This is a genomic window from Bacillus coahuilensis m4-4 (assembly GCF_000171615.1).
Lineage (GTDB): Bacteria > Bacillota > Bacilli > Bacillales > Bacillaceae_K > Bacillus_T > Bacillus_T coahuilensis.
The window spans coordinates 64,120-76,668 of sequence record NZ_ABFU01000016.1; the positions used below are offsets into that span (position 1 = coordinate 64,120).

At 38.3% G+C, this 12,549-nt stretch carries 16 protein-coding genes; 10 read left to right on the plus strand and 6 right to left on the minus strand.

Annotated features, from left to right (window positions below):
- Nucleotide 1 precedes the first annotated feature (1 nt).
- The 3 genes from M44_RS20110 to M44_RS03890 all read left to right on the plus strand — a co-directional run bounded on the left by M44_RS20110 (nt 2) and on the right by M44_RS03890 (nt 2,594).
- The gene (locus tag M44_RS20110) at nt 2-1,030 is read left to right on the plus strand and encodes a DUF1648 domain-containing protein (protein WP_010171067.1); all 1,029 of its coding nucleotides are present in this window, start codon (nt 2-4) and stop codon (nt 1,028-1,030) included.
- Nucleotides 988-1,110, plus strand: a complete 123-nt coding sequence (locus M44_RS29770) for a DUF5808 domain-containing protein (protein WP_420167089.1) — start codon at nt 988-990, stop codon at nt 1,108-1,110. Before M44_RS20110 ends, M44_RS29770 begins: the two co-directional genes overlap by 43 nt.
- A 275-nt stretch (nt 1,111-1,385) precedes the next feature.
- The gene (locus tag M44_RS03890) at nt 1,386-2,594 is read left to right on the plus strand and encodes an aminotransferase class I/II-fold pyridoxal phosphate-dependent enzyme (RefSeq protein WP_010171072.1); all 1,209 of its coding nucleotides are present in this window, start codon (nt 1,386-1,388) and stop codon (nt 2,592-2,594) included.
- A gap of 65 nt (nt 2,595-2,659) precedes the next feature.
- On the opposite strand, the gene M44_RS03895 is transcribed toward M44_RS03890, so the two are convergent.
- Nucleotides 2,660-3,370: a thermonuclease family protein gene (locus M44_RS03895; protein ID WP_010171074.1), complete on the minus strand. Its 711-nt coding sequence runs from the start codon at nt 3,368-3,370 to the stop codon at nt 2,660-2,662.
- Between the two features lie 27 nt (nt 3,371-3,397).
- Nucleotides 3,398-4,525, minus strand: coding sequence for a histidine kinase N-terminal domain-containing protein (locus tag M44_RS03900; RefSeq protein WP_010171076.1), 1,128 nt, complete (start codon nt 4,523-4,525; stop codon nt 3,398-3,400).
- A 258-nt stretch (nt 4,526-4,783) separates the two neighbouring features.
- Here M44_RS03900 and M44_RS03905 point away from each other — a divergent pair, with 258 nt between their 5' ends.
- The 5 genes from M44_RS03905 (at nt 4,784) to M44_RS03925 (ending at nt 10,146) form a co-directional block, all read left to right on the plus strand.
- Nucleotides 4,784-5,989: a sensor histidine kinase gene (locus M44_RS03905; protein WP_029326718.1), complete on the plus strand. Its 1,206-nt coding sequence runs from the start codon at nt 4,784-4,786 to the stop codon at nt 5,987-5,989.
- On the plus strand, nt 5,986-6,657 hold the full coding sequence (locus tag M44_RS03910) for a response regulator (protein WP_010171079.1): 672 nt from the start codon (nt 5,986-5,988) through the stop codon (nt 6,655-6,657). Before M44_RS03905 ends, M44_RS03910 begins: the two co-directional genes overlap by 4 nt.
- Before the next feature lie 177 nt (nt 6,658-6,834).
- Nucleotides 6,835-7,722, plus strand: a complete 888-nt coding sequence (locus M44_RS20115) for an ABC transporter ATP-binding protein (protein WP_010171082.1) — start codon at nt 6,835-6,837, stop codon at nt 7,720-7,722.
- A gap of 18 nt (nt 7,723-7,740) precedes the next feature.
- Nucleotides 7,741-8,955, plus strand: coding sequence for an ABC transporter permease (locus M44_RS03920; RefSeq protein ID WP_010171085.1), 1,215 nt, complete (start codon nt 7,741-7,743; stop codon nt 8,953-8,955).
- A gap of 24 nt (nt 8,956-8,979) precedes the next feature.
- Nucleotides 8,980-10,146 carry an ABC transporter permease gene (locus M44_RS03925; RefSeq protein WP_010171087.1) on the plus strand — a complete coding sequence of 389 codons (1,167 nt, stop codon included), beginning with the start codon at nt 8,980-8,982 and terminating at the stop codon, nt 10,144-10,146.
- Nucleotides 10,147-10,186: 40 nt separating this feature from the next.
- Here M44_RS03925 and M44_RS25865 read toward each other — a convergent pair whose 3' ends face one another.
- The 4 genes from M44_RS25865 to M44_RS03945 all read right to left on the minus strand — a co-directional run bounded on the left by M44_RS25865 (nt 10,187) and on the right by M44_RS03945 (nt 11,851).
- Entirely contained in the window at nt 10,187-10,300 is a 114-nt protein-coding gene (locus M44_RS25865; protein ID WP_010171089.1) for a YjcZ family sporulation protein, read from the minus strand.
- Between the two features lie 193 nt (nt 10,301-10,493).
- Nucleotides 10,494-10,973, minus strand: a complete 480-nt coding sequence (locus M44_RS29265; protein ID WP_010171091.1) for an effector binding domain-containing protein — start codon at nt 10,971-10,973, stop codon at nt 10,494-10,496.
- Between the two features lie 50 nt (nt 10,974-11,023).
- On the minus strand, nt 11,024-11,353 hold the full coding sequence (locus M44_RS29270) for a helix-turn-helix domain-containing protein (protein WP_010171093.1): 330 nt from the start codon (nt 11,351-11,353) through the stop codon (nt 11,024-11,026).
- Between the two features lie 129 nt (nt 11,354-11,482).
- Nucleotides 11,483-11,851, minus strand: coding sequence for a hypothetical protein (locus M44_RS03945; RefSeq protein WP_010171095.1), 369 nt, complete (start codon nt 11,849-11,851; stop codon nt 11,483-11,485).
- 139 nt (nt 11,852-11,990) lie between these two features.
- Here M44_RS03945 and M44_RS27790 point away from each other — a divergent pair, with 139 nt between their 5' ends.
- Both M44_RS27790 and M44_RS20120 read left to right on the plus strand, forming a co-directional pair.
- Nucleotides 11,991-12,134 carry a hypothetical protein gene (locus tag M44_RS27790; RefSeq protein WP_010171097.1) on the plus strand — a complete coding sequence of 48 codons (144 nt, stop codon included), beginning with the start codon at nt 11,991-11,993 and terminating at the stop codon, nt 12,132-12,134.
- Nucleotides 12,131-12,400 (plus strand): Rrf2 family transcriptional regulator, encoded by a 270-nt coding sequence (locus M44_RS20120; RefSeq protein ID WP_010171099.1) that lies wholly within the window; start codon nt 12,131-12,133, stop codon nt 12,398-12,400. The genes M44_RS27790 and M44_RS20120 overlap by 4 nt, the downstream gene beginning before the upstream one ends.
- The last annotated feature ends 149 nt before the right edge of the window (nt 12,401-12,549 follow it).

Genomic DNA, 12,549 nt, shown 5'->3' on the forward strand with positions numbered 1-12,549 from the left:
GATGGAATTTGCTATTTTTTTCATTATGATTGTTTTTGTTAGTATTTTTCAGATTGCTGTGCCATTCTTTGTAAAAAGGACCGTTGTGTTCGGTGTGACGATTCCTTATGAAAAAGCCCAGTATAAGCAAATCATTCGGTTTAAACGAATATACGCAACAGTGACTTCCTTCGTTTCGATACTTGTCACAGTTCTCTTTATAGGATGGTCAAGGGGGACCGAACAAAACGAAACTGAAATCGTGTTAACAGGCATTATCTTACCATTTATTATTCTGATGACTGGGTTAACTCTGTACTTTTACTTCCATTTTAAAATGCAGCACCTTAAGAAAGAGCAAAATTGGTACAGCGGAATCAAGCAAGTACGTTATGCAGATTTAGCCCTAAGGTCAAAAGATGAGATGCTACCGACACCCCTATTTATGGTTCCAAGCATCATTTCCATCGCATTAATCATTTTAACTGCTTCACTTTATGATCAGTTGCCTGCACAAATTCCAACCCACTGGGGACCAGACGGACAGCCGGATGCCTTCACGGATAAAAGCTGGATGGCCGCTTTAGGGTTACCAATTATGCTTGTCGTCTTGCAATGGATGTTTGTAGGAATAAACTATTTTACTAAGCAAACTGGAATAAAAATTAACGCAGGAAATGTATCATCGTCTAAGCTACGGCAGCTTAGTTTACGTAAATATACGAGCTGGTTCCTATTTGTTGTCAGTGTTGTCATCACTCTGCTTTTTAGCTTTCTCCAGCTCAATTTATTGTACGAGAATCTATTCCAAGACTCATGGATCATGATAACCCCTCTTATAATCATGACCATTCTTTTAGCAGGAGCATTTATTTTAGCTGTTAAAGTGGGGCGTATCGATTCAGATTTTGAAGGAGCGCAAGTGCTCGAAGGGAATTCGAAAGTAGAAGGGTTGGACGAAGATCGGTTTTGGAAAGGTGGACTTATTTACTTCAACCCAGAGGATCCATCCATCTTTGTAGAAAGAGATTTGGACTTGGATGGACGATGAACTTTGCACGTCCCGTAGGCTATTTCATTTTACTCGGACCGATAGCACTGATTATTGTTATTAGTTTCTTTGTCGTTTAGTTTTAAATAGAAGCGCATCGCTTGCGCTTCTATTTTTTATTTTGTTGAATTTCCCATTTAGAAACATAGTGGTTACTTTTAAAAGACAAATCGTCTCTAGCATTTCCCATAGAACTACAACTAAATTCAACATTTTTCTATTCTTCAAACATGTCCAATTTGATCTGTCAGTTACTTAAGAATATCTCCCCTTCAAAATAATTACATTTTTTTTCAAAACCCTCTACTATTCCCCAGGAAATGTCGATAAAATAATAGAAAAGGAGTGGATAATAATGGTAACCAACAAGTGTTTCTTGCCACAACGCTATCATGATTTTGTAAGCAGTGGAAATTATGCTTACTTTAAACCTATTGAAGGAAATGATGGTCCAGAGGTCATGATGGAAGGGAAAAAAGTGATCATGGCAGGAAGTAATAATTACTTAGGACTTTCATCTGACCCACGAGTTAAAGAAGCTGCTATTAAAGCAATACATCAATTTGGCACGACCAATTCAGGTTCAAGAACCATCAATGGAACTTTAACGATTCATCTTGAATTAGAATGGAAATTAGCAGCCTTTCTTGGAAAGGAAGCGTGTATGACTTTTACGACAGGCTATCAGTCTAATCAAGGTACAATCGTTCCTCTTATCGGCAGGAATGATTACTTAATCAGTGACAAGGAGAATCATCAATCTATCGTACAAGCCATGCAAGTGACTAAAGGAACCGTAGGCAAAGACCAAGTAAAACGTTTTAGACATTGCGATCTTTCTCATTTGCAGGAGATTCTCCATAGGCTTCCTATAGATGCAGGAAAATTAATTGTCGTAGACGGAGTTTTCTCCATGACAGGAGAAATTGCTGACTTACCTGCTATTCACGCTCTTGCCAAAGCATACCAAGCAGATGTTATGGTGGATGATGCTCACGGTTTAGGGGTAATTGGTTTAAATGGAAGCGGAACGGAGAGCCATTTTGGATTAACAGATGCCGTTGACTTAATAACAGGTACATTTTCAAAAAGTCTTGCATCAATTGGTGGATTTGTTGCCGGAAAACGGGAAGTTATCGATTATTTAAAACACTCGTCTTCTGCCTTTATCTTCTCTGCATCCCCAGCACCAGCTCAAGTAGCTGCAGCCTCCAAAGCCTTAGATATCCTGCTAAACGAACCAGATCGAATTAGTCAATTACATGATAGAACACAAGTTTTGAGAAATGAACTAATATCATTAGGTTTTACCATCCCTATTCATGAAACACCCATACTCTATATCAAATTGGGGGATGACCAAACCACCCTCCTTTACTGGAGAACATTATATGAGCTCGGTGTATTTGTAAATGCCATCCTAACTCCAGCTGTTCCAGAAGGAAGTCAAGGGCTAAGGATTAGTATGATGAGTAGTCATACTAATGAACAACTTGAAAAAATCGTCCAAGCATTCTCTTTTACGAAAAAGCAGCTGGAGTATAGAGCACTCACCCCATCCTAGTAACTACATAAAATCCTATAAAAAGAGAAGAGCAATTTTTTTAGCTCTTCTCTCTTCCCATTCTTTTAATTTTCACAAGCCCATCCGTCTCTGTCACGGTCATGCTTTTTCTCATATGCTAGGTGGTCTTTATTAACTCCATCTGGATATACTTCTCTTAACTCTGTACAGTTTTTAAACGAATTAGATGTAGAAGTCGTCGCTTCTTTACTTTCAATCTGATCTTCCTCGTCTAAATCTCCTCTTGTTGTACCGTCACGACCAAACGACCATAAACCTACTTCGTTTTCTCTAGCCTCTCTGGCAAACTTCCTGAAATAATCACTATATTTGACATCTGGTGGATAAGTAGAGGGCTCTGCATATCCGTCTATCACAAGCTGAGCATTAAACATTTTCTTCATCATTTCTTGCTCATCCATGTCATCACTGGGGACTTCTAACCATACAATTCGTAAAGAACGATTGTATCGATCTACGTCCGATACATCTTTCTGTAAGAATACTTCTCGTCCTTCCAGCTGACTTTTTGTGTAGTCACTTGCTTCTTTTCCGTATTCTTCTGTGCGGTTTGTACTTTCTGGCGTGTTAATTCCGATTAACCTAATTTTCCTTCCGTCATGAACAACAATTGTGTCACCGTCCACTACACGCTCCACGATCACAGGTTCAAGCCCAAACTTCTCTATATTATTAGAACTTGGGCTTTGAACATTTGAACACCCAATTAAACTACTAAATAATAAATAAACCATGAATAATTGTAAGTATCTCACGATGTACATCCTCTCTAGCCGGCCCTATTACATTATTTCTTTGTCGTGATTATCTGTATCCTTTGGAATCGTAAGAATAAACGAGGTTACATCCCGTTCGGATAAACATTGAATGGTTCCCCCTTGTTTCTCAACTATCTTTTTACAAATATATAATCCAATCCCTGTCCCTAATTCCTTCGTTGTATAAAAAGGTTCGAAGATTGCTTGAATCGTATCTTCATCAATCATAGGTCCGTTATTAGAAATGGTTATTTCTATGAATTCTCCCAAACTTTTAGCTTTTACTTCAATTTGCCTTTTCCCATCTATTTCTTGAAGTGCATCAATACTATTCATTAAGAGATTGATGACAATCTGCCGTATTTCATCTATTCTAGTTTTGATACTCATTTCACTATTAATAGATTGAATGATTTCTACATCATTTGCAAGTAAGCTTGGAAAAATAAAATCGATTAATTCTTTAAATAGCTGGTCCACACTTATTTCTTCTACCTTGCTGTTCAACACTTCCTTTTTGGAAGTGAGTAAAAATTGTGTGACCCGGTAATTTAGTTGATTTAGTTCATGCTGAATAATCGTTAGATACGGGTGGTCTGGATATTCTTGTTGCAGAAGAGTGGTAAAGCCTATAACAGATGTAAGAGGATTTCTAAATTCATGAACAAAGCTTGAACTCATTTGGCCTAATATAGTTAATCTTTCTTTGTGGGTTTGATTAATAAATAACTGTTTTTCTCTCAGAAAATTTTCCTTCATTTCTGTATATCTTCTAACAGCCCAATATGAAAAACGATCAAAGAGATCATTAATAATCTGGATAACCTTTTGTAGTTCTTCCCATTCAATACCAGACTTCGATACCCAATGTAATATTTCACTTCGACCGATATTTACATTAAATACAAACTCACTTATATTTACATTGGCTTCCACTCGTTCACTTGCTAGTTTAAAAGCCAAATGCTTTATTTCTTCTTCATTTAAAGGATTTAGGAGGGCTTGTTTAACAAGTGCATACATTTGACGCGCATTATGTAAGACTTCTTCTTTATATGGGTCATCATCTGATATCATGACTCTATTTCGCCAACTTTGAATAAATGTATCAGCATTCTCTATCAAGTAATCCTGTAATTGAGAAGAAACCATCGTCTATACCCCTCGCTTTTAAGTGTCTACTCTTACTATAACATGGACACCTTCTATTATTTTTATAAATCAAATAAATAAATTGATTTTTTTGTACTACTTTTCCGTGTAGGAACTTTACATCTTTTTATAGACAGGTAATACTTTATTCTGTCTAGCATTCAGATTACCTGATGTTTCTTAAAAATCTAACAACTCACTCCCTATTTGCTAGAGTTTTCGTCTACAATGGAGAGTAGACATACGTAATTTGGAGGAATGATGATGACTCAAAACCCATTTAACCTTCTTGGTTTTTCCCGGATATTTATGCTGATTTTAATTAGTCTTGTCTACTTCACTTCTCTACCTCCTGAAGATCTTACTAGGAAACTATTTGTCCTCTTTGCTATGTGCATATTTATTATGACCCACTTTCTATTATTCAATGAAACGACCAAACATCATTGGTTGATTTTCATAAGTTTAGATTTTATAGTGGCAATTTGCTATGCATTTGTTTTTTTGGGTGACGGAACATTGTATTTAATCCTATTTGGTATTATTTCTGTTACGTTGTTTCTAAGCACAGAAAATACTCGTATTTATCTAACGTTTGGAATTTTATTTTTTATCATGTGGGCAACAGTCTTACTTCTAGACAACGGACAAAACATTTGGAATCATATCATTTCTGTTTCATTTGTCATTTTTTCGTCTATTGTTGGTAGACTGATAGGAAAGATTGAACAAGCAAGAGATAAAGAAGCAGAGCAACATCACCAACTTCAAGAATCCCATAGCGCACTAAAGGATGCCCACGAACAGTTAAGGGATTATGCACGACAAGTTGAAGAATTAACCGTCTATCGTGAAAGAAATCAAATGGCAAGAGATATTCACGATACAGTAGGACATAAGATGACAGCCTTATTAGTTCAGCTACAGCTAGCAAAAGAATACCATATGAGAAAACAACCTGTAGATTCTATACTCGATACGTGTGAAGGATTAACAAGAGACTCTTTACAAGAAATACGCCTCTCTGTTAGAACCGTATATGGAGAAACATCCAAAATGGAGCTTTTCATCCCATCGATAAAGAAGATGTTAAAAGAATTTGCCGAGATGACGGGAATGGATACCCACTTGACTATCCGAGGAGATCTCACCCTATTACCAACAACCCTTCAACCTGTCCTCATTCGATTCATTCAAGAAGGTATCACCAATGCCAAAAGACATGGTAACGCTACAACCTGTTCCATTACGCTTACAAGCATTTCAACTGAAGTCCGCTTAATAATAGAAGATAACGGGAGTGGTACATCGAACGTAACGCCTGGCTTCGGATTATTAAATATGAAGGAAAGGGCATTAGAACACGGGGGTTCTGTTTTATTTAAAAGCGAGTCTCAAAAAGGATTCCAAGTGGAAGCAAGCTTTCCGTTATCTGAAATGAAATGGAGTGTGAAAAGTTCATGAACATTCGAATAATGATAGTCGATGACCAAGCATTAATGAGAGATGGATTATCCTCTATTTTACAATTAAAAGAAGAACTTGAAGTCGTTGCAACTGCCTCAAATGGGCAAGATGCTTTTGAGAAAGCAAGAAAATTTACCCCAGACATCATTTTAATGGACATACGGATGCCGGGATCCAGTGGTGTAGAAGGAACAAGACTCATACACAGGGCGAACCTACCAGTCAAAGTCTTAATGCTTACTACGTTTAAAGATACCGAGTTAATTCTTCAAGCACTTGAAGAAGGTGCAAGTGGCTATTTATTAAAAGATATGCCTACGGACACCATTGTCCAAGCGATTAAAACGGTTTATTCAGGTGGAGTGGTTCTACCAGAGGATTTAACAGCTCAACTATTTCTTGATAAAAGAAAAACACCTCCTAGTGACTTTGAGCCTGTAGGACAACCTGTAGATAGATCTCTTCTGACAGAGCGCGAGTGGGGTGTATTAAGCGAGCTTGGGAAAGGCCTCAATAATCGCGAAATTGCAGAGGCATTGTATATTACAGAAGGAACGGTTAAGAACCACGTTTCCAATATTATAAGCAAATTGGAAGTCAGAGATCGAACACAAGCCGCTATTTATGCGGTACGCCATGGTATCTCTACGACATATGACTTTTAGCATAGGGAAGCAACGGAAGCAGCATACATGCTGCTTTTTTTCATAGTCATTTCTATCCCCGGATAGATGTAGACCACTTAATAATCGCCTAAAATATAATCAGACAATAAAAACAAGGAGTGGTTTCCATGTTAGAAGTTAAAAAAATTTACAAAGTCTTTTGGGAAACGAGACGTTGTGAAAGATATATCATTTCATGTACAAACAGGTGAATCCTTTGGATTACTTGGTCCAAATGGTGCAGGAAAATCTACAACCATTAGTATGATGTGTGGTCTCTTATCTATCGATACGGGAGATATCATGGTAGGGGGGATGCCCGTCTCCCAAAAGAACATGGAGGTCAAAAGAAAAATTGGCATAGTTCCTCAAGAAATTGCTCTATATCCTTCTATGAGTGCTCGTGACAATTTAATCTTTTGGGGGAAAATGTACGGTCTTAGTGGCAAGGAAGCAAAAATTCGCTCTCTGGAGGTTCTAGAATTTATTGGACTTTCCAATCGTGGAAACGACAAGATTGACACCTTTTCCGGCGGAATGAAGCGAAGAGTCAATATTGGAGCTGCATTAATGCATCACCCTTCCCTCCTTATTATGGATGAACCAACGGTAGGTATTGATCCACAGTCTAGAAACCATATTCTTGAAACGGTGAAACATCTAAACAATGACGGCATGACCGTTATTTATACGAGTCACTATATGGAGGAAGTTGAATATTTGTGTAGTCGAATTGGAATTATCGATCATGGAAAGCTGATTGCTCTGGGGACAAAAAATGAATTAACGAATCGTATCGCTGGAGGAACCATTATTGAACTGACTCTACAAGAGATGAAAGAAGATTTTATTGAAGCGGTCACTCTTCTAGAAGAAGTTGAGAAGGTTCATTCCTTTCCTGAGGAGCTAAAAATGGAAATATTCGTGTCAGACAGTCATCACGTTCTAGGTCAATTGATTTCTCTTTCTACTTCCTACCATTGTACAGTGACAAGTTTAGATGTAAAAGAACCGAATTTAGAAACATTATTCCTTCAGCTTACTGGACGTACCTTACGAGACTAAAGAAAGGAGAGGTTATGGATGAAAAGCTTACAAATTGCATGGAAAGACTTTAAGATTAGAATCGCTGACCGAAGAGGATTCCTCCTTATGTTTGCTATGCCCTTACTTTTAACAGCCATTTTAGGGATGGCTTTAAGTGATTCAATGAACGGTGAAGTCTCTCTCCCAACTACCCGAGTAGGTGTTGTACTGGAAGGCGAGGATGAATTAGCAAGGGAGTTTCGTGACAATGTACTTCGTGGCGATGGGTTTAATGAAGTGATTGAAGTAACGGAAGTAAAAAGCAAACATCAAATGAGAGAAGATATTCAAGAAGAGAACCTGGATGTTGGACTGATATTTCCAGTGGGGTGGAGTGAAAAATTAACAAGTGGAGAGCTTTTACCTGCAGAAATGTACTTAGACCCTACAAAAGAGCTTCAGGGTCAGATTGTAGAAACCTTATTATCCTCTTTTGAATCTCGTGCGTTAGCTGTTTCTCAAACTTCTAGTGTAATAGCCCAAGACTTAAGGGATTCAATAGCTGTCTCAACTGGGGATATAGATTTCTCGACGGTCATCAATCAAACGTTAGAAGAGTTAGAATCCGTTGCGGCTTCTACTAAATCTTATGTAACTCTTTCAACTGCGGGGAATCAATCCATTACAAGTATGCAGTATTATGCCGCAGGGATGGGAGTTATGTTTCTTTTATTTAGCAGTATGGTCGGTGGAAAATCCATTGCAGCCGAACGGTCTAGTCATACTCTTGGAAGACTTATGAGTTCTCCAACCAGAAAAGCCTCTATTATGGGCGGAAAGTTTTTAGGAACATTTTTTTACTCCATTGTACAATTTGCTGTTTTTATTCTTTTCACTGCACTAGTACTAGGCGTGCATTGGGGATCGAACTATTGGCAAGTAGCTACCATTGCCATCGTGTATAGCTTTACCGTATCAGGATTGTCTTTATTACTGGCATCACTATTTCAAGATGAAAAAACGATAGATGTAGTCGCTACGATTAGCATCCAAATTCTAGCGATTATCGGTGGCTCCATGCTCCCCACCTCCATATTTCCAGATGTTATCCAACAGGCATCCAATTTCACGCCCAATAAATGGGCATTATCGGGCTTTTTAGACATTATGAGCGGCACAACTTGGACGAATTTGTTGATGTCACTTAGCATTCTAACGGCAGTGGGAATCGTTTCCATCGTCATCAGTTCCATTTCACTAAGGTCAAGATAAAAGCAAGGAAGGAGCTTTTCATTCATGAGGAAACTATGGTCTGTTTGTCTATTTGAAATACAACGATTAGTAAAGAAACCGCAATCTTATATATTAATGTTTGCCATGCCTCTTTTATTTACACTTATATTTGGAAGTCTTTTTGGAGAGCAGGAGTCTGTTGTAAAAGCTGATATCCTTATCGTTGACGAAGATCAATCAGAGCTATCTCAATCCATGATTCATCATCTTCAACAGAGTTCAGTTTTTCATACACTCGAAGTGGCTAGCGTCACGAAGGGAACCCTTTTAATAAAAGAAAAAGAGGCAGATGGCATGGTCGTTATTCAGAAAGGGTTTCAACAAACGATCATTAATGGTGAAGATCCAACGATCTCATTTGTTCATCATCCTGAACTTGTCGATACGACTGCGATATCAAACTTATTAAATGATTTGGTCACAAGTACTCAAATTAAAGGCGTTGGAAGTCAAAAATGGAGTGAAATCACTGCTCAAGATTGGTCCGTACTATTTGCTTCTTTATCGACTGAGGAAAATGGCCTATCTGAATCTCTTATAGAGAAATCAACCATTACAAAAAGTGAGGATAGTAAGAACATACAAAACATGCCCGCAAGAGCAGCTGGCTTTACCATTATGTTTGTCATGATTGTTATGATCAGTGTTACCGGTACAATGCTAGAAGCCAAACAAAACGGAGTATGGTACCGCCTCATGTCGACACCCATCTCTAGAGTACAGCTATTAGGTGGGTATTTACTCTCCTTCTTCCTCATTGGTTGGATTCAGTTTGCAGTACTTATGATCGCCACTAACCTCCTATTCGGCGTAGTTTGGGGAGATCCTTTAGGACTCATAGTCTTAGTTAGTGCCGTATTAGTATGTGTAGTAGGGTTGGGGCTCTTTATAGCTGGCCTATCTAAAACCGTTGAACAGCAATCCTCCATTGGGAACATTGTCATTATTTCAACGTGCATGCTCGGAGGCGTATATTGGCCGCTTGAAATAGTGCCAGACTTCATGAAAACACTATCAGAATTTGTACCACAAACGTGGGCAATGAAGGGATTTGAAGAATTAATTGCAAGAGGGGGCGGTCCTTTTGATATCATTCTACCAGTCGCTGTTCTTCTCTTATTCGCCACTCTGTTTTTAAGCATAGGACTGACTAGGATAAAATATGAATAGAAATAACCCCCCTACTATATAGCGGGGGGCTGAAGAAATGTTACTCAGCTGCTGGGCCTACACATGGATAGAATGCTAATCCTAAAATGATTAATAAAATAAATAGAACAATAATTAAGATAGCATAACTACCGTATCCAGTTCCTAACACCATATCTTCACGTCCTTTCTATTAAATTGCTACTAATTTTGTAGCTACTCTACTATATGTCGATAAGAAATAATAGAATGTTTAATTGTCATAGTGGAGAAGAAAATGTGTGAATAATGTAAGAACATTGTCTTTATTTAAGGATAGAAATTGAAAAATGCCCACCTTTTATATTCAAAAAGTGGGCATTCTATTATTAATTTTTCATAATCGGAATCCATACTTCACACCGGTAATCCTCTTGCGTCACGTCCCCCGGAAGGTAAAGTTCAAATTCCGGTCCCCCTGCATGCTTATAGCCAGTAGAAGGGAACCATTCCGAGTAGATACGTTGCCAAACAGCTTGAATCGCATGTGGCATAGGGCCTACTGACTCAAATACTGCCCAGGTGTTACGAGGAATCTCTCTTTTTTCAAGCTCAGTTTGAGTCACATTTGCTATATCTTCTGCTCCAATAAAATAAGTAAAACGCTCATTCGGATGATCAAAATCCATACATACCCCTACATACTCCTGATTGCCCGCAAGCTTTGCAATTCTCTCATCCACACCACTTTCATTCACTTCATCCCAAAACGTTGGAATCGCTTGATGATTTTCTCCGTTTACAGTAGATACTACTTTACTGACTCCAATGACTTGAAAAGCATCTTTCTCCACAATACGATAATTCATCTCCATCTCCCCTTTTAACTGAATATGAAACGAAATGCGCGGAAAAGCCTTTAGAGCCTTACCGGTTTTTTCACCTGAGAGGGAGAGACACCGTGCGCTTTCCTGAAAGCTTTACTAAATGACTCTGGTGTCTCATACCCATAGCGTAACGCTACATCAATTACTTTTACATTTGGACTCATCAACTCCTGGGCAGCTAAAGTCAGCCTCCTCTTTCTCACGTACTCGGCTACAGAATACCCTGTCAGCATAGTAAATGTCCGTTGAAATTGATATTTAGAAGTGAAGGCTAGCTTAGCTAATTCCTCTACCCCAATCTCCCCTTCTAAATTTCCCTCTATATAAGTGATGCAGTCATTTAGTCTCCTTAACGCTTCCATTTTCACTCCTCCCTCTCATGCAAGATCAGTTTACCAAGATTTTTCGCTTTCCACCTGTCTTTTTGTGCATATGTCTGACAGGTAAAGATCTTGATTAATTTGTTTTTTTCACTCGATACGATGTAATTTCTACGATTTTCGCTCCTTTTCCTGCACTACTAAACGATATATATCACAAAACGAGATTGTATGATCCTTCAGAACAAGCTCCCCATGTACCGCTCCAGATTTACCGTGAGTAATGATATCTTGAATAGATAAAAGAGTTGCGTTAGTAGAAGCAGTTTCGATCCAGTTCAAGACTTCCTTTTTACCACTAATGAAGTGGCTTCCAACTATATTCCATTTTAGAGAGTCTGTAGCTTTTTCTTCTATTAGTTTCCCAACTCCGTTTGCAAGTGTAATTGTTACTTCTTTTAACATGTCTGCTCGAGGAGAATGACCACAGCTGTTCATACCTATCACTTTCATCGCAACAGTCTTTTCATTCCTATTCATACATCAGCACTGCTTTCTATTATTCCATACATGAGAAGAGATCAAAAATTTTATTTAACGAAACACTCCCTCAAATAGCTCTTTTTGACATTCTTATCCCTTTCCATCAAAATAGAATAGAACTAAAGAGGTGAAAATCATGGCAGACAAAGTTTCAAGTACAAGGTGGTTTGGTTTAGCACTTCAAGCACTCATTGTGCTCGCGAACCATGACGGCGTGTGTCCAAGTAGCATGATGGCCGAAAAACTAAATTCACAATCTACTTTTTACGTAAAATATTGACCCACCTAGTAAAAGCTAAATTAATTCAAGCTAAAGAAGGCAGAGACGGTGGCTATTATCTTATGAAATCCCCAGAAGACATCACACTTTTTGAAGTCTACGAAGCTATGAGGGCAGAACCATTCCCAAGAGGCTTCCTAGATGTACAAAGCAAAGAGTGCTTTGCCCCTTCCACACAAGATGCTCTATTCGGACTACGGGACGAAATGGAAGGATGGCTCATTGCTGGTCTAAAAGAAAAGACATTAGCAGATTTACTGCCTTAAGAAACGAAACTTATGAGTTTCGTTTTTTTTATTGGAGATTTGATCATTTACTGTATAGAGGCTTTGAGATTATTTGACAGTGAGATTTTTCTTGTGGGGGGATTTTTGCCTTTGTCTTGAAAAGCTGTGCATGCCGCTTTGCAATTCAA